The sequence below is a fragment of the Blastococcus mobilis genome (genome assembly GCF_900188025.1).
GTDB classification, from domain to species: domain Bacteria; phylum Actinomycetota; class Actinomycetes; order Mycobacteriales; family Geodermatophilaceae; genus Blastococcus_B; species Blastococcus_B mobilis.
Genome location: NZ_FZNO01000025.1, coordinates 31,085 through 49,869, shown reverse-complemented (window position 1 = coordinate 49,869; position 18,785 = coordinate 31,085). Strand labels below are relative to the sequence as shown.

Sequence of the window (18,785 nt, the reverse complement as noted above, 5' to 3'; positions counted from 1 at the left end):
GCCATACGAGGGCGTGCGACGCGCCGCATAGGTTCGAGACCCGGGCCACCCCGTTTGCTGGATCGTAGGCCGTCGCCGCACCTCGGCGATCACCCACCCTCCGTGCACGGCGGGCGTGGAACGGGACCTGGCGGGGGGTATCAGGGCGCCTCCCGTCGCCCCTCCGCCGAAGGGTCGACATGCGCGTGTTCGACGAGACCAGTGCCGCGGGCAGCCGCCACGAAACGGGTGCGCCGCAGCGCGGCCGAGCTGCGCGCGCCGGAGTTCCCACGATCCCTCTTCCTCGCGCCTCGGCGCGGGCGGCCGCACGGACCGCCCGACCCGCCCGCGCGGCCACTGCGGTGCCGGCCGCGGCGAGCACCGGTGTCGCGGAGCTCCTGCGCGGGCCGGTGCGCCCGGCGCGGGTGCTCATGAGCGTGCCCGCCGCCGTGTACATCCACATCCCCAACGACCGCGGAGGCGACGTCGTCGGCGTGTTGACCAATGACGCCGCCCGGTTGCCGTTGGGCTGTGTGCTGTTCCGCCCGAGCAACGGCCGTCCGCTCGTCGGGGTCCCGGCCGGCGCACCGGCGGAGGTCGGTGGTGGTCGGATCGTCGTCGGCGACCTGGCCGTCAGCGCCGCCGCCTGGTGGAACCCGCGGCCGAAGCTGCCGAGCCTGCGGCCGGCGCTGCTGCCCGAAGGGGTGCGCCAGCTGCGCAACGCCCTCTACGGCGAGGGGGTGCCCCACAGCGCCTTCACCCTGCCCGGCCTGCCCGTCGGGCCCGGTGGACCGCTCGCCGCGTTGCGCGGAGCGGTGCGCCGTGCCGACCTCGACGCAGCCCTCCGCACCGCGACCCGGCTGGTCGGCCTCGGCCCCGGTCTGACCCCGGCCGGCGACGACGTCATGGCCGGCACCGTCGCCGGCCTGGTCCTGCTCGGCCACCCGTCGGCCGAGCGGTTCGCGGCGGGCGTCTACGCCCTGGCGGCCGGCCGCACGACCGAGTTGTCCCGGGCGCTGCTCCGGCACGCCGCGTGCGGCCGGGTCAGCGGCGAGTACGCGGCCGTCCTCCATGCGCTGGTCGGTGAGCGGCCGCTGGCTCCGGCCATGGCGGGGTTGCTGGCGACGGGTGCGACCAGTGGCCGGGCGATGGCGCTCGGTCTGTGCACCGCGATCGACCTGGTCGACCGGACCACCCGCCCCCGCTGAGGCCGGGCGGGACGGCCGTCAGCCGATCGGGTCCACCCCGATCGGCGGCGGCACGAACGGGACGAGGCTGTCCCACTGCGTGATGAGGCAGCCGTCGGTGCGGGCGAGCCGGAGGTCGACGGGTTCGCCGTTCCATCTGCCGGTCACGTGCGCGGTCTCGGGGCCGCCGTACTGCTGGGTGCAGACGACGTCGTCCGGCAGGGGCGCGAACGGGTCCGCCAGGCCGGCCAGGTGCGCGCACGCGGCCTCCGCCTCCGGGTGGGTGCCCGATGCGTTGCCCGCGCAGGTCAGCGTCCACTGCTCGGGGGCGGAGCCGTCGCCGCGGTCGACCACCACCTGCAGGTCGTCGCCGGCCCGCGAGACACCCTGCCCCACGGCCGGATCGCCGGGCCCGCCGGACGACCCCGCGCCGTCGTCGTCCGACGGCGACGCGCAGGCGGCAAGCACTGCCAGCGACGCGAGCAGCGGAAGGGCGAGCAGCCGGCGCATGGTCAGCTCCGTTAGATGCGTGAGGCGTGGATGCTCGTGACCAGGATGGCGCGTGCGCCGAGCTCCCACAGCTCGTCCATCACCCGGTTGGTGTCGGTCTGGGCCACCATCGCCCGGACCGCCGACCAGCCGGGGGTCTGCAGTGGGCTGACCGTGGGCCCCTCGATCCCCGGCGTGATGGCGGTGGCCTGCGGCAGGATCTCGTTCGGGCAGTCGTAGTCGAGCATCACGTACTGCCGCGCGACGAGGACACCGCGCAGCCGGCGGCGCAGCTGGGCGACGGCCGGGATCTCCTCGGCGCCCGCGCGGCGGACCAGGATGGCCTCGCTGGTGAGCACCGGCTCGCCGATGATGTGCAGGCCCGCCGCGCGCAGCGTCGTCCCGGTCTCGACCACGTCGCAGACCGCGTCGGCCACGCCCAGCCGGCAGGCGGTCTCCACCGCTCCGTCGAGCTTCACCACCGCGGCCGAGATGCCCGCCTCGTCGAGGTAGCGCTGCAACAGGACGGGATAGGCGGTGGCGATCCGCTTCCCGGCCAGCTGCTCGACCTTCTCCACGCCCGACTCGAGCGGCGTCGCGAACCGGAAGGACGACCGTCCGAAGCCCAGCGTCATCACCTCGACCGCGGCGTGGTCGTCGCCGTTCCCGGGAGCGGTCTCCAGCAACATGTCGCGGCCGGTGATGCCGACGTCCAGCGTGCCCGCCGCGACGTAGACGGCGATGTCACGGGGCCGGAGGTAGAAGAACTCGGTGTCGTTGTCCGGGTCATAGACCGCCAGGTCCTTGGTGCTCCGCCGCTGGCGATATCCGCTCTCGGCGAGCATCTCGGCCGCGGGCTCGCTCAGGACGCCCTTGTTGGGCACGGCGATGCGCAGCACCGGAGCGACTCCTTGTCGGTGGGGGTGGGAGGGGACGGTGGGAGGTGGGAGAGGACAGGGCGTGGGTGGGCGATCAGTGGATCGAGATCACAGGTGGGCGTAGACGTCGTCGAGCGTCAGACCGCGCGCGAGCATGAGGACCTGCACCCGGTAGAGGAGCTGGCTGACCTCCTCCGCGGTCCGCTCGTCGGTCTCGTGCTCGGCGGCCATCCAGGACTCCGCCGCCTCCTCGACGACCTTCTTGCCGGCGGCGTGCACGCCGTCGCGCACGGCCTGCACGGTGCCGGACGACGGGTCGGCGGCGGCCACCTTCGCCGACAGCTCGGCGAACAGCTCGTCGAACGTCTTCATCAGCGGCCGTCCCGCAGGGCGCCGGTCGGCGAGGCGGAGAAACCGGTCGCCCGCTGTGGGACGCGCAGACCGCGCAGCGTGAGGGCCGTGGCGAGGGCGGCGACCGCCGCCTCCCAGCCCTTGTCCTCGGCCGAGTCGGGCAGCCCGGCGCGGTCGCGTGCCTGCTCCTCGGTATCACAGGTGAGGACACCGTTGCCCACGGGCTTCCCGGCGTCGAGCGCCACCCGGGTGAGACCCGCGGTGACGGCGTCGCAGACGTACTCGAAGTGCGGCGTCCCCCCGCGGATGACCACGCCCAGGGCGACGACGGCGTCGTGCCGCTCGGCGAGTGCCTGGGCGACCACGGGCAGCTCGACGGCGCCGGGTGCGCGGACCACCGTGGGGTCGGCGATGCCGCTGGCCTTCGCCGCCTCGACGGCGCGGGCCAGCAGCTGGTCGGTGATCTCGGCGTGCCAGGTGGTGGCGACGATGCCCAGCGTCAGGCCGGCCGCGCCGACCGGTTCCACGACGGGCGCTCCGGAGCCACTCATGTCGGCTGCTCGTCGACGCGCAGGGGAACGTTCCCCGGGATCGGGTCGGCGTGCGCCGGGGTGTCCGCGGGCCCCATCGATTCCTCCAAGCTGGCCGGCGGCTCGATGATGTCGAGGAGGTGGCCCATCCGGTCCCGCTTCGTGCGCAGGTAGCTGAGGTTCTCCGCGGTCACGTGGCTGGGCAGCGGCACCCGGCCCAGGACGCGCAGGCCGTAACCCTCCAGCCCGGCGCGCTTGGCCGGGTTGTTCGTCAGCAGTCGCATGGTGTGCACCCCGAGGTCGACGAGGATCTGGGCGCCGGTGCCGTAGTCACGGGCGTCGGCGGGCAGTCCGAGGTCGAGGTTGGCGTCGACGGTGTCCACGCCCAGGTCCTGGAGCTGGTAGGCCTGCAGCTTGTGCAGCAGGCCGATACCCCGGCCCTCGTGCCCGCGGATGTAGAGCACGATCCCGCGCCCCTCCTGCGCCACGGCGGCCAGCGCGGCCTGCAGCTGGGGCCCGCAGTCGCAGCGCAGCGACCCGAAGACGTCGCCGGTGAGGCATTCGGAGTGCACGCGCACGAGGACGTCCTCGCCGTCGCCGATGTCGCCGTAGACGAAGGCCACGTGCTCGCGCTCGTCGTAGGAGCTGCGGTACCCCACAGCGGTGAAGACGCCGGGCGCGAGCGGGACGGTGGCCTCGGCGACCCGCTCGACCAGCTTGTCGAACCGCTTGCGGTAGGCGATCAGGTCGGCGATGGAGATCATGACCAGGTCGTGCTCGTCGGCGAAGACGCGCAGTTCCTCGCCGCGGGCCATGCCGGTCGGGTCCTTCTCGCTGACGACCTCGCACAGCGTCCCGGACGGCCGCAGCCCCGCGAGCACCGCGAGGTCGACCGCGGCCTCGGTGTGGCCCGGCCGGCGCAGGACGCCGCCGTCCTTGGCCCGCAGCGGCACGATGTGGCCGGGACGCGCGAGGTCGGCCGACGTGGTCTCAGCGGCCGCCAGCGTCCGGATCGTCGTGGCCCGGTCGGCGGCGGAGATACCGGTCGTCACACCCTCGCGGGCGTCGACGGTGACGGTGTAGGCGGTGCCGAGGCGGTCCTGGTTGACCCGGAACATCGGCGGCAGGTCGAGGCGGTCGGCGTCGGCCTCGGTGACGGCCACGCAGATGTAGCCGGACGTGTACCGCACCATGAACGCCACGAGCTCGGGGGTGGCCAGCTCGGAGGCGAAGATCAGGTCGCCTTCGTTCTCGCGGTCCTCGTCGTCGATCACGACGACCGGCCGGCCGTCCTTGATGGCGGCGATGGCGGTCTCGATGGTGTCCAGGCGCGCCAGGGGGTTCGTCACGAGTCCTCCTCGCTAGCGCTCGTCGGCTTCGTGCCGATGCGTGCTCTGTCTCCGCGGGAGCTCGCGGGCTCGCTCACCGACGAACCCCCGAGCAGGCGCTCGACGTACTTGGCGATCACGTCGACCTCCAGGTTGACGGGCTCTCCCGGGGCACGCCCGCCGAGCGTGGTCTCGCGGAGGGTGGTGGGGATGAGGCTGACCTCGAACCAGGGGCCGGGGACGTCGACAGCGCTGACGGCGCTCACGGTGAGCGAGACGCCGTCGACGGCGATCGAGCCCTTCTCGACGACGTAGCGCGTCAGCTCGGGGGGCAGCCCGATGCGGACGACCTCCCAGTGGGTACTCGGCATGCGGGACAGCACGGTCCCGACGCCGTCGACGTGCCCCTGCACCAGGTGGCCTCCGAGCCGGGTGTGCGCCGTCACCGCGCGCTCCAGGTTGACCGGGTTCCCGGCCTCCGCCTTACCGAGGCTGCTGCGCCGGAGGGTCTCGGCCATGACATCGGTGCTCCAGACGCCGTCACCGATCTCGGTGACGGTAAGGCAGACACCGTCGACCGCGATGGAGTCCCCCAGCGCGACGCCCTCGAGCACTCGGCGCGCGCGGATCTCCAGGCGCGCAGCGTCGTCCTGGTCCTCACGGACGACGAGGGTGCCCACCTCTTCCACGATGCCGGTGAACACCTCAACTCCCTCCGTCCGTGTGCTGGTGCCCCCCAGTGTGCCGGGTGGGCCGCAGCCGGATCTGCACGTCCCCGCCCATCGGGAGGAGATCGACGATCCGGAAGGACAGCGCACCGGCCATCGTGCTGATTCCCAGGTCCCCCACCAGGGAGGGTCCGGCGCCCAGCAGGGTGGGCGCGAGGTGCACGACGGCCTCGTCCACCAGACCGGCGCGCAGGAAGGCCGCGGCGAGGGTCGGGCCGCCCTCCAGCAGCACCCGGCGGACGTCGCGGTCGAACAGCTCGGCCATCAGCTCGGCCGGGGTGCCGGCGCGGCTGACGTGCGTCGGCGCGGCGTCGTCGAGCACCCGGGCGGTCGGCGCGAGCCGCCCGCGGCGGTCGACGACGACCCGGAGCGGCTGCCGGCCGGTCGTCCGCCCGTCGGCGTCCCGGACGGTGAGCTGGGGGTCGTCGGTCACGGCGGTGCCCGAGCCGACGACGACGGCGTCGCACGTGGCGCGCAGCCGGTGCACCGCCGCCCGGGCCTGCTCCCCCGTGATCCAGCGGCTGCTGCCGTCGGCGGCGGCGACCCGCCCGTCCAGGGTGGCGGCCACCTTCCAGACGACGAACGGCCGGTGCTCCCGGACGCCGGTGAGCCAGGGGGCCAGTGCGCCGTCCTCCGCCTCGGCCCGTTCGACGCCGAGTTCGACGGCGATGCCCGCGGCCCGGAGGCGGTCCGCTCCCCCACCGGCCAGCTCGGTGGGCTCGGGAACGGCGATCACCACGCGGACCACGCCGGCGGCGATCAGCGCGTCCGCGCAGGGGCCGGTGCGCCCGGTGTGCGCGCACGGCTCCAGGGTGACGACGGCGGTCCCGCCCCGCGCCCGCTCCCCGGCCTGCGCGAGGGCGGTCACCTCGGCGTGCGGCCCGCCGGGAGGAGCCGTCGCCCCCTCCCCCACCGGGGTGCCGGCGGAGTCGAGGATCACCGCGCCCACCGCGGGGTTCGGGCTGGTCGTGCCCAGGACCGACAGCCCGAGCTCCCGGGCGCGGGCCATGGCGCGCGGCTCGGCGAGAGGGGTGGTCACCCGGACGTCGCCGCGGCGGCCTGCGCCCGGAGCGCGGCGATCGCCTTCGCGGGATCGTCGGCACCGTAGACCGCGGACCCGGCGACGAACACGTCGACACCGGCCTCGGCGGCCTGCTCGATGGTGTCGGCGTTGATGCCGCCGTCGATCTCCACGAGGAGCTTCAGGTGCCCGGTGTCGACCAGCTCACGGGCGGTCCGCACCTTGGCCAGGACGTCGGGGATGAACGACTGGCCGCCGAAGCCCGGCTCCACGCTCATGACCAGGAGCGTGTCGTAGTCGGGCAGCACGTCGAGGTACTGGTCGAGCGGGGTGCCCGGCTTGATCGCGAGGCCGGCCAGCGCACCGGCGGCGCGGATGTCCCGGGCGACGGCGCGGGGGTCGGTGCAGGCCTCCGCGTGCACCGTGACGTTGTGCGCACCGACCTGGGCGTACCCGGGGGCCCAGCGCTCCGGGTCCTCGATCATCAGATGGCAATCGAGGGGAACGGGGCTGACCGCTTGGATCGCCTCGACGACGGGCAGCCCGAGGGTGAGGTTGGGGACGAAGTGCGCGTCCATGACGTCGACGTGCAGCCAGTCGGCGTCGGCGACCCGCTGCGTCTCCTCGGCCAGGCGGGCGAAGTCCGCCGACAGGAGGCTAGGCGCGATCATCGGTTCCCGGGACACGTCCGCCGAGTCTAGGTGGGCGGCGATCCCGCTCTTCCGGACGGAGGGTCCCGGCGCGGGCCGGTGCCGGTTCCGGGCCCAGGCTGCCGCGGCCCCGGCTCCGAGCGAGCCCTCCATGAGCGACGTGCCGGTCGAGGCCGCGACCGGGCTCCCCCGGGCCTCGGTCTAGCGGGTACGCCGCAGGAGCGCCATGAACATGGCGTCCGTGCCGTGCCGGTGCGGCCAGAGCTGCCCGTAGTCGTCACGCTCGATGCCCGGGATCTCCGGGAACAGCGGCGCGACCGGCAGCACCTCGACGCCGTCCCGCGCCGCCGCGGCGTCCACCACGTCCGCCGTCTCCGCCGTGTGCGGCGAGCACGTCACGTAGGCGACCACGCCGCCGACTCGGACCGAGGCCAGCGCACTGGCGAGCAGCTCCGCCTGCAGGTCGGCCAGCGGGGGCACGTCGTCCTCGGTCCGTCGCCAGCGCACCTCGGGCCGGCGCCGCAGCGCACCGAGCCCCGTGCACGGGGCGTCGAGCAGCACCCGGTCGAACGATCCGGACTCCCACGGCGGCGCGGTCCCGTCGGCGGCCAGCACCTCGACGTCGGCCTCGCCGGCCAAGGCCTTCCGCACCAGCTCGGCACGGTGCGGCGCCCGGTCTGCCGCGGTCAGCCGCACACCTTCGGGGCGGACGGCGGCAAGCAGCCCGGCCTTGCCGCCCGGACCGGCACACATGTCCAGCCAGGCCTCGTCCCGGCCCTCCAGCGGGGCCCGGGTGAGCAGGAGCCCGGCCACCTGGCTGCCCTCGTCCTGCACCGCTGCGACACCCGACCGCACCGAGGCCAGCCGGCCGGGGTCCCCGCCGTGCAGCCGCACCGCGAACGGCGACCACGGCCCGGCCTCGCCACCCGACTCCTCCACCAGGGCGTCGCGGCCCATCCGGCGGGCCACCAGGTGGACCTCCGGCGCTGCGTCGTCGGCCAGCAGCGCCGGTTCGAGCTCGCCCTCCCCGCCGAGCGCATCGCGCCAGGCGTCCACGATCCAGCGCGGATGGTTGGTCGCCAGGGCGAGCCGCTCCTCGCCGGCGACACCCAGCGTGCTCAGCCACTGGTCCCGGTCGCCACCGGCGGCGACCTTGCGGAGCACCGCGTTGACCAGGCCCGAGGCCCCCGTGCCGACGATCGCCCGGGTGAGGTCGACGGTGGTGTCGACCGCGGCGTGCGACGGGACCCGCAGATCGATCAGCTGGTAGGCGCCGAGCCGGAGCAGGTCGAGCACCCGGGGGTCGAGCTCGCCGAGGGGGCGCGACACCAGCCCGGCCAGGATCGCGTCGAGGGTGCCCTGGGCCCGCAGGGTGCCGTAGGCCAGCTGGGTGGCGAAGGCCGCGTCGCGCACGTCCAATTGCCGCTCGCGCAGCAACTGCGGAAGGAGCAGGTTGGCGTACGCGGCCCGCGACGAGACGCCGTCGAGGACGTCGTAGGCGGTCAGGCGGGCGCCGTCGAGCTCCCGGCGTCGGGTGGCCGGGTGCCGCCGCCCCGGTGTCCGGCCGGGCCGGCGGGGAGGCCGGGTCATGCGCCCACCCGTTCGCCGGGCGCGGGCCGGGCGCCGCGGGTCCAGTCCAGCGCGGGGAGCATGCGCTTGCCGGCGGGCTGCACCTCCCCGAGCCGGACGAGGCCGTGACCGGTGCCGACCAGCACGCCTCCCGAGCCGACCGTCAGCTCTCCGGCGGCGAGGCCGGGGCCGTCGGCGACCGGCTCGACCGGGCCGAGCCGGAGACGGTCGCCGCGCCAGGTGGTCCAGGCACCGGGCGCCGGCGTCACCCCACGGATGCGCCGGTCCACCACGTGGGCCGGCAGATCCCAGTTCACCCGGGCATCGGCGGGCTCGATGCGGGGCGCGAGGCTGATCCCGTCGGCCGGCTGGGGTACGGCGACCAGCCCGCCGGCGGCGATCCCGTCGAGCGTGGCGAGGAGGAGACCGGCGCCGCTGACCGACAGGCGGCCCAGCAGGTCGCCGGCGGTGTCGCGGGGGCCGATGGGCTCGGTGATCGTGCCGAAGACGGGGCCGGTGTCCAGGCCCGCCTCCAAGCGGAAGGTGGACGCACCGGTGACGTCGTCGCCGGCCATGATGGCGTGCTGCACGGGGGCCGCCCCACGCCAGGCGGGCAGCAGGGAGAAGTGCAGATTCACCCACCCGTGCACCGGCACGTCGAGGGCCGCCTGCGGCACGAGCGCGCCGTAGGCCACGACCGGCACGCAGTCGACGGAGAGCGCGGCGAGCTGGTCGAGGAACTCCGGCTCCCGGGGCGACCGCGGCTGCAGCACGGGCAGTCCCGCGCCGTCGGCACGCTCGGCCACCGGTGACCGGGCGACCTTCCGGCCCCGGCCGGATCGCGCGTCGGGGCGGGTGAGGACGGCGACGACCTCGTGGTCGGACGCGAGCAGCGCCTCCAGCGAAGGAACGGCGGGCGCCGGTGTGCCGGCGAACAGGAGCCTCAGTGGGGGCTCACCTTCACGACGGGGGCCGGCGCGGGCAGGTACGCCGCCATGCCGGCCCACTCCGCCTCCTCCAGTTCCGCCAGCGCGGCCGCCCGTGCCTCGGCGTCGAGCCGGTCGACGAAGAGGACGCCGTCGAGGTGGTCGGTCTCGTGCTGGATGGCACGGGCGAGCAGCTCGGAACCCTCGACCCGCACCGGGTCGCCGTGCATGTTCCAGCCGGTGGCCACGACGTGCAGATGGCGACGGCAGTCCCAGCGGTAGCCCGGGATGGAGAGGCAGCCCTCCGGGCCCTCCTCCGTCTCGTCGCCGACCGGCGTCACGTCCGGATTGACCAGGTGCCCGACCTCGCCGTCGACGTACCAGGTGAAGACCCGCAGGCCCACGCCGAGCTGCGGGGCGGCGAGGCCCGCGCCGCCGGCCGCGAACATCGTCTCGGTCAGGTCACCGACCAGCCGCCTCAGCTCCTCGTCGAAGTCGACGACCGGCGCGGCCGGCGTCCTGAGGACCGGGTCGCCGAAGAGCCGGATGGGGGTGACGCTCACCCGACGATCGTAGAAGAAGGACCTCTCGGCCCCCCGGCGCCCGCACGCTCGCGACCGGACCCGTGCCGGGAGTCCATCAGGAGGGGCCGACCAGCTCCACGGTTCCCGTCGCACCCATGCCCTGCTCGCCGCCGCCGCTGGGGTCGTCGTCGCCGCCGATGTTGGTCAGCGCCACGATGACGGCGACCACCACCAGGAAGGCGAGGAACGCGAGGAGGATCTTGCGGCCGCCCCGCTTGAGGTCCTGGGGCCGGGGGCCCTCGCCACTGTGCGGCTGGGGATTGGTGGCATCCACGGAAGCTCCTCCGATAGCGGGCCGGACGGGAGCTGCTGCTCTGAACTCCCGAGGGCTCCGACCGGCTACCCCGGGGCCGCGCGCGCGACACCCCGCTCAGACGAGGTCGAGCGGATCGAGCTGCACCCGGACGTGCTCGGGCGCCTTCTTGGCGCTGCGGACTCCCTGCACCTCGGTCAGCGCGTGGGCCAGAGCAGCCCCCTCGCTGCGGGGCACGCGCACCAGGTAGCGCTCGCGCTCGCTCTCCTGGCCCCGTCGCGCCGGCTCCGGCACCGGCCCCAGCACATCGGCGTCCGCGGGCAACCGCAGCGCCTCCAGGAAGTCCGCCAGCGCCTCCGGCGATCCGGCCACGGATGCGATACGGGTCGCCGGCGGGAAACCCAGCTCGCGACGGTCGGCGAGCTCCCGGGCGGCGAGCCACGCGGGGTCCCACCGCACCAGGGCCTGGACGACGGGGTGCGCGGCGTCGGCCGCGACGACGACCTGACCCCCCGCCGAGGCGGGACGCACGAGGGTGGCCGCGTTCATCCAGCGGCGGAGCGTCTCCTCCGCCGCTCGCAGATCGGCCCTGCCCAGCAGCGCCCACGAGTCGAGCAGGAGCGCCGTGCCGTAGCCGCCCTCGACCACGGGCTCGGCACCCGGTGTCGCGACGACGAGCACCGGCCCGCCCGGCACCGTGGCGAGCACTCCCGAGGTGCTCCCCGAGGTGCGTACCGCCGCGCCGGGGAAGGCCCGGGCGAGCTCCTCGGCCGTGCGCGACTCCCCCACCACGGAAGCGCGCAGCTTCGTGCCGTGGCAGTGCGGGCAGTCGAAGGTGGCCGCCGGCCGCGCGCACCACCGGCAGGCCGGGATCCGGGCGCCTCCGGGACCGGGCCGCGGCGAGATGCCGAGGGGACCGGCACAGTGCGCGCACCTCGCCGGCGCCCGGCACCGCGCACAGGCCAGCGACGGGACGTATCCCCGGCGCGGTACCTGCACCAGCACGGGGGCGCCGGCGGCCAGGGCCCGGCGGGCGGCCTCGTGGGCGAGCGAGGGCAGTCGGGCCGAGCGGGCCGCCGGGTCGCGGGCGAGCTCGAAGTCGTCCCCCAGCGCCTGCACCCGGGGCGCGGCCGCCCGGAGGACGGCGCGCTCGGCTCCGAGTTCCTGGGCCCAACCCGACTCGACCAGCAGGGCGGCCTCCGCGGTCCGCGACGTCCCGGCGACCACCGCGGCGCAGTTGTCCAGCCAGGCGCGCTGGATCAGGACGTCGCGGGCGTGCGGATAGGGGGCGTGCTCGTCGGAGTGCAGGTCGTCGCCGTCGTCCCACACGACCACCAGGCCCAGGTCGCGCACCGGCCCGAACATCGCCGCCCGGGTGCCCAGCACGACCTGGGCCGCGCCCCGGGAGGCAGCGAGGAACTGCCGGTAGCGCTTCTCGGGCGAGTCGTCGGCGCGCAGCACCGTCCACGAGTGCTCGGGCAGCAGCCGTCCGGCCGCCGCCGCGAGCCGGTCGAGGTCCTTGCCGTCAGGGACGACGACCAGCGCTCCCCGCCGTCCCGACAGGGCGGCCCGGCACAGTTCGACCAGCCGGGCCGGCCAGTCCTCGCCGGGCAGCGCCGTCCACACCGCCCGTGCCGGCCGGCCCTCGGCCAGGGCGTCCAGCAGGGCGGGCCCGGCCTGGTACCGCGCGAAGCCGGCCGGATCCGGGCCCTCCGGCAGCTCCGCGGGGGTCGGCGACGGCCGCTTCTCGGCGGCGGCCCGGCGGGGCGGCAGGGCGAGCCGCAGGACGTCGCCGGCCGTGCCCGCGTAGCGATCGGCGACCGTCCGGACCAGTCGCGCGACCTGCGGGGTCAGCACCGGCTCCCCGGAGGGCACGTGCGACAGGGGCTGGAGCGAGCCGACGAAGTCCGTGCTGTCGCCCAGCTCCCAGACGACGCCGTCCACCAGCCGGCCGCGGAATCGCACCCGCACCCGGCAGCCCGCCTGCACGATGTCGGCGAACTTGTCCGGCACCGCGTAGTCGAACGGGCGGTCCAGATGCGCGAGGGGCACGTCGACGACGACCCGGGCCACCCGTCGCCCCGGCTGGAGGCTCATCGCGAGCTCGGTGACGTGTGGGAACGGCCTCCTTGCAGGGCCCCGCCGCGAGCGCGCGAGCGGCGGGGGGCAAGGGGGTCCTTTCTCAGACGCCCACGGCGGAGCGCAGCGCGTCGACCCGGTCCAGGCGCTCCCACGGGAGTTCGACGTCGCTCCGGCCGAAGTGCCCGTAGGCGGCCGTCGGCGCGTAGATCGGGCGGAGGAGGTCCAGGTCGCGGACGATCGCACCGGGGCGCAGATCGAAGGCCGCACCGATCGCCTTCTCGAGGACCTCGTCGGCCACCGTGCCGGTGCCGAACGTCTCCACGAACAACCCCACCGGGTGGGCGGCGCCGATGGCGTAGGCCACCTGCACCTCGCAGCGGCGCGCCAGGCCCGCCGCGACCACGTTCTTGGCCACCCAGCGCATGGCGTAGGCGCCGGACCGGTCGACCTTCGACGGGTCCTTGCCCGAGAACGCGCCGCCGCCGTGGCGGGCCATGCCGCCGTAGGTGTCGACGATGATCTTGCGGCCGGTGAGTCCGGCGTCGCCCATGGGCCCGCCGATGACGAACTTGCCGGTCGGGTTCACCAGCAGCCGGTAGCCGTCGGTGGGCAGACCCAGGGCGGCCAGCTCCGGCTCGACGACGAGCTCCTGGATGTCGGGAGTGAGCAGCTGCTCGATGGAGATGTCCTCGGCGTGCTGCGAGGACACCACGACCGTGTCGACGGCGACGGGCTGGTCGTCCTCGTAGACGACCGTCACCTGGGTCTTGCCGTCCGGCCGGAGGTAGGGCACCGACCCGTCCTTGCGCACTGCCGACAGCCGGCGGGCCAGCCGGTGGGCCAGCGCGATCGGCAGCGGCATGAGCTCGGGGGTCTCCTCGGTGGCGTACCCGAACATCAGCCCCTGGTCGCCGGCGCCCTGGCGCTCGATCTCGTCCTCGGCCGAGCCGGACGTGCGCGCCTCGTAGGCGGTGTCCACGCCCTGGGCGATGTCGGGCGACTGCGCCCCGATGGAGACGCTGACCCCGCAGGAGGCGCCGTCGAAGCCCTTGCGCGACGAGTCGTACCCGATCCGCAGCACCGTGTCTCGGACGATCGAGGCGATGTCGACGTACCCGGCGGTGGTGACCTCGCCGGCGATGTGCACCTGCCCCGTGGTGATCATCGTCTCGACCGCGACACGGCTGCGCGAGTCCTGGGCCAGCATGGCGTCGAGGATCGAATCGCTGATCTGGTCGGCGATCTTGTCCGGGTGGCCCTCGGTGACCGACTCGGAGGTGAAGAGACGGCGTGGCACGCGGCACTCCCTAACCTGGGGGGACGAGACGGACCGCTCCAGCACGGCCCGGTGCCAGACGCTACCGGCTGTCGGGCCCCGGACGTGCGCCCACCCGACTGCGCCCGCTCAGTGCGGGAACCCGGACAGGCGCGGGACCACGGTCGCCCAGATCCCGGCGGCCACCGCGTCCTTGCTGCCGTGCGGGATCTCCGTCGCGGAACCGTCGGCGGCGAGGACCACGGCGGCGTTGTGCGCCCGGCCGAACACCTGCCCGGCGGACACATCGTTGACCACGAGCAGATCGCAGCCCTTTCGGGCCAGCTTGGCCCGGGCATGGGTGAGCACGTCGCCGTCGGCGTCCCCGGTCTCCGCGGCGAACCCCACGACCAGTTGCCCCGCCGCGCGCTCGGTGACCAGTTCGGCGAGGACGTCGGGGTTGCGCACGAGAGGCACGGAGTCCGGCTCGGCGGCCGACCCCTTCTTCAGCTTGTCCGGCGCGACCGTGGCGGGCCGGAAGTCGGCGACCGCGGCGGCCATGACCACCACGTCGGCGTCCTTGGCCTCGGCGCGCATGGCGGTACGGAGCTCCTCCGCCGTCCCCACCGGAACGGTGCGGACGCCGAAGGGAGCCGGGAGGTCGACGTTGGCCGCGACCAGGACGACGTCGGCGCCGCGGGCGGCGGCGACGCGGGCCAGCGCCCAGCCCTGCTTGCCGGACGACCGGTTGCCCAGGTACCGCACCGGATCCAGTGGCTCACGGGTGCCGCCGGCGCTGATGACCACCCGCCTGCCGTCGAGGTCCTGACCGAGCGCCGGGGCGCCGTGCTCGAGGACGACCGCGGCCAGCGCCGCGATGTCGGCCGGCTCGGGAAGCCGTCCCGGCCCCGAGTCCGGACCGGTGAGCCGCCCGACGGCGGGCGGCAGCACGATCGCGCCCCGGCGGCGCAGGGTCGCCACGTTCTCCTGCGTGGCCGGGTGCAACCACATCTCCGTGTGCATCGCAGGCGCGAAGACGACCGGGCAGGACGCCGTCAGAAGGGTGGCGGTGAGCAGGTCGTCGGCGCGGCCCATGGCGGCCCGGGCCAGCAGGTCCGCGGTGGCGGGGGCCACGACCACGAGGTCGGCGTGCTGGCCGATGCGCACGTGCGCGACCTCGGGGACGTCGGACCAGACGTCGGTGGTGACCGGGTTGCCCGACAGCGCCTCGAACGTCGCGGCGCCCACGAAGTGCAGGGCACCCGGTGTGGGCACCACGCGCACGTCGTGCCCGGCCTCGGTGAAGGCACGCAGGAGCAGGGCGGCCTTGTAGGCGGCCACTCCCCCGCTGACGCCGAGCACGATCGAACTCACGCCGTCCATCCTCCCAATACGAGAAGGCACCCGGCAGTCGCTGCCGGGTGCCTTCTCATCAATCCAGGTGACGTACTGGAACGGGGCTTCTGCAGGGACCCGCCGTCGGCCCCCTTCCGGGGAGAAGGGGGTCCGCTTTCAGTTGTCGCCGGCGGTGTGGGTCAGCAGACCCTCGTTGATCTCGCGGAGCGCGATCGACAGCGGCTTCTCCTGCGGGGCCGTGTCGACCAGCGGGCCGACGTACTCCAGCAGGCCCTCGGAGAGCTGGCTGTAGTAGGCGTTGATCTGGCGCGCACGCTTGGCGGCGAAGATGACCAGGCCGTACTTGCTGCTGGTGCGCTCGAGCAGCTCGTCGATCGGCGGGTTGGTGATGCCCTCGGGGGCAGGTGCGACTCCGGACACGGGCGGGCGTGCTCCTCATTCGATAGCGGGAGGAAGCGGCCGGCGGGGACCGCCGGCGGTGCTCTTCCTCGTGGGCACTACTCCCCTGGCACGAGGCCGGGCGAGGGCGCAGTCAGCAAGCTTACCAACTCGTCCGCGGCGCGTTCCACGTCGTCGTTGACCACGATCGCGTCGAACTCGCCGGAGGCGTCCAGTTCCGCCTGCGCCAGGGCCAGCCGGCGCTCCTGGACGGCGGGCGGTTCCGAGCCCCGGCCGGCCAGCCGGCTCTCCAGCGCCGCCCAGGACGGGGGCGCCAGGAAGACCAGCTGCGCCTCGGGATCCCGGGCCCGCACCTGGCGGGCGCCCTGCAACTCGATCTCCAGCAGTGCCGGAGCACCGGTGGCCAGCCGCTCCCGGAGCGGGGCCACCGGGGTGCCGTACCGGTTTCCCGCGTACTCGGCCCACTCCAGCAGGCCGTCGTTCTCGATCAGCCGGTCGAACTCGTCGTCGTCGACGAAGTGGTACTGCACACCGTCGACCTCACCCGGACGAGGACGACGGGTGGTCACCGACACCGACAACCAGACGTCGGGGTGCCGACGCCGGACCTCGGCCACGACCGTCCCCTTCCCGACCCCGGAGGGGCCGGACAGCACGGTCAGCCGCGCCGCATTGCCTGAAACCACTCGTCGTCCTCGTCCAGGGTTCGTCCGTGCGTCTCCGCCGAACCGTCAGACGACCTTCTCGTCCTTGAACTCGGCCTCGAGCGCCTTCCGCTGGTTGGCTCCCAGACCGCGCACGCGGCGGGTCGGCGAGATCTCCAGTCGCTCCATGATCTTCGCAGCACGCGCCTTGCCCACGCCGGGCAGGGACTCCAGGACGGCGGAGACGCGCATCTTGCCGATCACCTCATCGGTCTCGCCCTGCTTCAGGACGTCGCCGACCGTGGCGCCCTTGCTCTTGAGCCGCTCTCGCAGCTCGGCCCGCGCCTTGCGGGCGGCGGCGGCCTTCTCGAGGGCTGCAGCGCGTTGTTCCGGGGACAGGTCAGGCAGGGGCATGGCGACCCAATCGTGTCGTTCGCCGGCCGTTGTTCGACCGGGCACCAGTCAGGGAGTCGTAGTGGACAGCGGCTCGTCTCTGAGCCTCACCGTCCAACCTAGTTCCCGGCAAATCCGCTGGTGGCGCGCCGCTCGCGCGGAAATGCGGGGCACGCGTGTCGTCGCTGCGTGCGCCGCCGTCGCCTACGCGGTGACGTTGAGTGATGACCGCAGGTCACGCGAGGAATGGACCGGACCAGTTTCGGATCTAGGTAGGGCGCTCCCGGGGACAGCGGACGACATCGGACGGTGACACGCCGGTCCGCGACACGCCGTCGGCCGGCACGGTCCGGGTCAGCCCACCAGCTCCGCCGTCCACCGGTCGGCGGCGGCCCGGAGCCGCGCCGGGTCGGGGCCGGCGGACAGGACGTCGCGGGAGACCGTGGGGACGACGGCCCGATCGGCTCCGAAGAGCCGGCGCAGGTCGGCCGCGGAGCCGCCCTGCGCGCCGAGGCCGGGCGCGAGGATCGGCCCGCCGAGGCCGTCCAGGTCGACGTCCAGCTCCTGGAGCGTGGCACCGACGACCACCCCCAAGGACCCGGTCGCCGGCCCGAAGCGGCTCGCCAGGTCGCGCCCCGCGGCGACGTCGGGCAGCGGGTCACCCACCACCCAGCCGGGGGTGTTCCAGCCGCGCACGGTGTCCACGACGACCTGCGCCACCGACCGCTCCCCCGCGACCGCGTGCTGCAGCGTCCCGGCGTCGGGGTTGGAGGTACGGGCGAGGACGAACAGCCCGCCCCCGTGCAGCCGAGCGGTGTCGACCGCAGGCTGGAGCGAGCCCGGTCCGAGGAAGGGGCTCACCGTCATCGCGTCGACGGCGAGCGGGTGCCCGGGGCGCAGGTAGTCGGCGTAGGCGTCCATCGTGGAGCCGATGTCCCCGCGCTTGGCGTCGAGCAGGACCACCGCGCCGGCCGCCCGGGCCCGGGCGACGGCGTCCTCGAGCACGGCCAGCCCGCGGGAGCCGTGCCGCTCGTAGAAGGCGAGCTGCGGCTTCAGCACCGCCACGGTGTCCGCCAGGGCGTCGACGACGGCGTCGGTGAACCGGGCCAGTCCCTCGGGGCTGTCCGGAAGCCCCCACGCCTGCAGCAGGGGTCCGTGCGGATCGATGCCGACGCACAACGGGCCGCGCGCGGCGACCGCGTCGGCCAGCCGCTGACCGAAGGGGCTCATGCCCGGGTGTCCCGGTGCGCGTAGCCGACGGCGTCGGCGAGGGAGGCGAAATCCCGGGCGGCCAGCGCGTCGGCCAGTTCGGTGTGCACGCGCGCGACCGCCGACGGGTCGTTGAACACCGCCGTCCCCACCGAGACCGCCGACGCTCCGGCGAGGACGAACTGGAGGGCGTCCAGGCCGCTGCGGATCCCGCCCATGCCCAGGATCGGCACCTCCGGCAGGGCCTGGTGCACCTGCCAGACGCAGCGCAGCGCCACCGGGCGGATCGCCGGGCCCGACAGCCCACCGGTGACGCCGCCCAGGACCGGACGCATGGTGTCGGGGTCGATGACCAGCCCCAGCAACGTGTTGATCATGGAGAGGCCGTCGGCGCCGGCGTCCGTGACCGCGCGGGCGACGCCGACGATGTCGGTGACGTCCGGGCTCAGTTTGGCGTAGACCGGGTGGGCCGGGTCGGCCACGTCCCGAACGGCCGCGATCACGTCGGAGGCCGCCACCGGGTCGCAGGCGAAGACCTCGCCGCGGCTCTCCACGTTCGGGCAGCTGATGTTGACCTCGAGCCCCAGAACACCGGGGACACCGCGCAGCCGCTGCGCGAGCTCGGCGAAGTCCTCCACCCGGGTCCCGGCGATGGAGACGAACGCCCGGGCGCCCCGATCGGCCAGCCAGGGCAGCTCCTCGGCGAGCAGCCCGTCGATCCCGGGGCCCTGCAGACCGATCGAGTTGAGCATCCCGCTCGGGGTCTCGGCCATCCGCGGCGTCGGTCGGCCCGAGCGGGGCCGCAGCTGCACGGACTTGGTCACCACCGCACCGATGGCGGTGAGGTCGACGAACGGCTCCAGCTCCCGGCCGAACGCCGAGCAGCCCGACGCGGTGAGCACCGGACTCGGGATCGGCACGGCCCCCAGCGACGTCGACATGTCGACCACGGCCTCCACGACCGTCATGGCGCC

21 protein-coding genes are annotated in these 18,785 nt (G+C 74.6%); 1 reads left to right on the top strand and 20 read right to left on the bottom strand.

The annotated features are described in order from the left end of the window. Window positions 1-179: 179 nt before the first annotated feature. On the top strand, window positions 180-1,187 hold the full coding sequence (locus tag CHB94_RS19340; protein WP_089338190.1) for an oxamate carbamoyltransferase subunit AllH family protein: 1,008 nt from the start codon (window positions 180-182) through the stop codon (window positions 1,185-1,187). Between the two features lie 18 nt (window positions 1,188-1,205). Here CHB94_RS19340 and CHB94_RS19335 read toward each other — a convergent pair whose 3' ends face one another. The 20 genes from CHB94_RS19335 to CHB94_RS19240 form a co-directional block, all read right to left on the bottom strand. Next, window positions 1,206-1,676, bottom strand: a complete 471-nt coding sequence (locus CHB94_RS19335; RefSeq protein ID WP_089338189.1) for an SSI family serine proteinase inhibitor — start codon at window positions 1,674-1,676, stop codon at window positions 1,206-1,208. A gap of 11 nt (window positions 1,677-1,687) precedes the next feature. Further along, entirely contained in the window at window positions 1,688-2,554 is an 867-nt protein-coding gene (gene hisG, locus CHB94_RS19330) for an ATP phosphoribosyltransferase (RefSeq protein WP_089338188.1), read from the bottom strand. 87 nt (window positions 2,555-2,641) lie between these two features. After that, window positions 2,642-2,905 (bottom strand): phosphoribosyl-ATP diphosphatase, encoded by a 264-nt coding sequence (locus CHB94_RS19325; RefSeq protein WP_089338187.1) that lies wholly within the window; start codon window positions 2,903-2,905, stop codon window positions 2,642-2,644. After that, window positions 2,905-3,435 (bottom strand): 6,7-dimethyl-8-ribityllumazine synthase, encoded by a 531-nt coding sequence (gene ribH, locus CHB94_RS19320; RefSeq protein WP_089338186.1) that lies wholly within the window; start codon window positions 3,433-3,435, stop codon window positions 2,905-2,907. Before ribH ends, CHB94_RS19325 begins: the two co-directional genes overlap by 1 nt. Then, a complete protein-coding gene (locus CHB94_RS19315) occupies window positions 3,432-4,763 on the bottom strand; it encodes a bifunctional 3,4-dihydroxy-2-butanone-4-phosphate synthase/GTP cyclohydrolase II (protein WP_217899386.1) in 1,332 nt (443 codons plus the stop codon). Before CHB94_RS19315 ends, ribH begins: the two co-directional genes overlap by 4 nt. Further along, window positions 4,760-5,446 (bottom strand): riboflavin synthase, encoded by a 687-nt coding sequence (locus CHB94_RS19310; protein ID WP_089338185.1) that lies wholly within the window; start codon window positions 5,444-5,446, stop codon window positions 4,760-4,762. The genes CHB94_RS19315 and CHB94_RS19310 overlap by 4 nt, the downstream gene beginning before the upstream one ends. A gap of 1 nt (window position 5,447) precedes the next feature. Further along, the gene (gene ribD / locus CHB94_RS19305; RefSeq protein ID WP_254920777.1) at window positions 5,448-6,509 is read right to left on the bottom strand and encodes a bifunctional diaminohydroxyphosphoribosylaminopyrimidine deaminase/5-amino-6-(5-phosphoribosylamino)uracil reductase RibD; all 1,062 of its coding nucleotides are present in this window, start codon (window positions 6,507-6,509) and stop codon (window positions 5,448-5,450) included. Continuing rightward, on the bottom strand, window positions 6,506-7,177 hold the full coding sequence (gene rpe / locus CHB94_RS19300) for a ribulose-phosphate 3-epimerase (RefSeq protein ID WP_217899385.1): 672 nt from the start codon (window positions 7,175-7,177) through the stop codon (window positions 6,506-6,508). Before rpe ends, ribD begins: the two co-directional genes overlap by 4 nt. A 165-nt stretch (window positions 7,178-7,342) precedes the next feature. After that, window positions 7,343-8,731, bottom strand: a complete 1,389-nt coding sequence (locus CHB94_RS19295) for an RsmB/NOP family class I SAM-dependent RNA methyltransferase (protein WP_089338184.1) — start codon at window positions 8,729-8,731, stop codon at window positions 7,343-7,345. Then, on the bottom strand, window positions 8,728-9,717 hold the full coding sequence (locus CHB94_RS19290; protein WP_254920776.1) for a methionyl-tRNA formyltransferase: 990 nt from the start codon (window positions 9,715-9,717) through the stop codon (window positions 8,728-8,730). Before CHB94_RS19290 ends, CHB94_RS19295 begins: the two co-directional genes overlap by 4 nt. After that, entirely contained in the window at window positions 9,654-10,199 is a 546-nt protein-coding gene (def, locus tag CHB94_RS19285; protein ID WP_089338183.1) for a peptide deformylase, read from the bottom strand. Before def ends, CHB94_RS19290 begins: the two co-directional genes overlap by 64 nt. A 76-nt stretch (window positions 10,200-10,275) precedes the next feature. Then, window positions 10,276-10,494 (bottom strand): hypothetical protein, encoded by a 219-nt coding sequence (locus tag CHB94_RS19280; protein ID WP_089338182.1) that lies wholly within the window; start codon window positions 10,492-10,494, stop codon window positions 10,276-10,278. A 96-nt stretch (window positions 10,495-10,590) separates the two neighbouring features. Then, on the bottom strand, window positions 10,591-12,570 hold the full coding sequence (locus CHB94_RS19275) for a primosomal protein N' (RefSeq protein ID WP_176445650.1): 1,980 nt from the start codon (window positions 12,568-12,570) through the stop codon (window positions 10,591-10,593). A gap of 85 nt (window positions 12,571-12,655) precedes the next feature. Then, on the bottom strand, window positions 12,656-13,852 hold the full coding sequence (gene metK / locus CHB94_RS19270; protein WP_089338181.1) for a methionine adenosyltransferase: 1,197 nt from the start codon (window positions 13,850-13,852) through the stop codon (window positions 12,656-12,658). Between the two features lie 108 nt (window positions 13,853-13,960). Further along, window positions 13,961-15,184, bottom strand: coding sequence for a bifunctional phosphopantothenoylcysteine decarboxylase/phosphopantothenate--cysteine ligase CoaBC (gene coaBC / locus CHB94_RS19265; protein WP_217899384.1), 1,224 nt, complete (start codon window positions 15,182-15,184; stop codon window positions 13,961-13,963). 138 nt (window positions 15,185-15,322) lie between these two features. Next, window positions 15,323-15,586 carry a DNA-directed RNA polymerase subunit omega gene (gene rpoZ / locus CHB94_RS19260; RefSeq protein ID WP_089305624.1) on the bottom strand — a complete coding sequence of 88 codons (264 nt, stop codon included), beginning with the start codon at window positions 15,584-15,586 and terminating at the stop codon, window positions 15,323-15,325. A gap of 77 nt (window positions 15,587-15,663) precedes the next feature. Next, the gene (gene gmk, locus CHB94_RS19255; RefSeq protein ID WP_089338179.1) at window positions 15,664-16,251 is read right to left on the bottom strand and encodes a guanylate kinase; all 588 of its coding nucleotides are present in this window, start codon (window positions 16,249-16,251) and stop codon (window positions 15,664-15,666) included. Window positions 16,252-16,296: 45 nt separating this feature from the next. Then, on the bottom strand, window positions 16,297-16,623 hold the full coding sequence (gene mihF / locus CHB94_RS19250) for an integration host factor, actinobacterial type (RefSeq protein ID WP_026855236.1): 327 nt from the start codon (window positions 16,621-16,623) through the stop codon (window positions 16,297-16,299). A 333-nt stretch (window positions 16,624-16,956) separates the two neighbouring features. After that, window positions 16,957-17,832 (bottom strand): orotidine-5'-phosphate decarboxylase, encoded by an 876-nt coding sequence (gene pyrF, locus CHB94_RS19245; protein WP_089338178.1) that lies wholly within the window; start codon window positions 17,830-17,832, stop codon window positions 16,957-16,959. After that, window positions 17,829-18,779, bottom strand: a complete 951-nt coding sequence (locus tag CHB94_RS19240; protein ID WP_089338177.1) for a dihydroorotate dehydrogenase — start codon at window positions 18,777-18,779, stop codon at window positions 17,829-17,831. Before CHB94_RS19240 ends, pyrF begins: the two co-directional genes overlap by 4 nt. Window positions 18,780-18,785 lie beyond the last annotated feature (6 nt).

What these genes read in the sequence shown, in the direction of transcription:
- CHB94_RS19340 (WP_089338190.1), top strand. Translation starts at nt 180, where the DNA reads ATGCGCGTGTTCGACGAGACCAGTGCCGCGGGCAGCCGCCACGAAACG.
- CHB94_RS19335 (WP_089338189.1), bottom strand. Translation starts at nt 1,676, where the DNA reads ATGCGCCGGCTGCTCGCCCTTCCGCTGCTCGCGTCGCTGGCAGTGCTT.
- CHB94_RS19325 (WP_089338187.1), bottom strand. Translation starts at nt 2,905, where the DNA reads ATGAAGACGTTCGACGAGCTGTTCGCCGAGCTGTCGGCGAAGGTGGCC.
- ribH (WP_089338186.1), bottom strand. Translation starts at nt 3,435, where the DNA reads ATGAGTGGCTCCGGAGCGCCCGTCGTGGAACCGGTCGGCGCGGCCGGC.
- CHB94_RS19295 (WP_089338184.1), bottom strand. Translation starts at nt 8,731, where the DNA reads ATGACCCGGCCTCCCCGCCGGCCCGGCCGGACACCGGGGCGGCGGCAC.
- CHB94_RS19275 (WP_176445650.1), bottom strand. Translation starts at nt 12,570, where the DNA reads ATGAGCCTCCAGCCGGGGCGACGGGTGGCCCGGGTCGTCGTCGACGTG.
- mihF (WP_026855236.1), bottom strand. Translation starts at nt 16,623, where the DNA reads ATGCCCCTGCCTGACCTGTCCCCGGAACAACGCGCTGCAGCCCTCGAG.
- pyrF (WP_089338178.1), bottom strand. Translation starts at nt 17,832, where the DNA reads ATGAGCCCCTTCGGTCAGCGGCTGGCCGACGCGGTCGCCGCGCGCGGC.
- CHB94_RS19240 (WP_089338177.1), bottom strand. Translation starts at nt 18,779, where the DNA reads ATGACGGTCGTGGAGGCCGTGGTCGACATGTCGACGTCGCTGGGGGCC.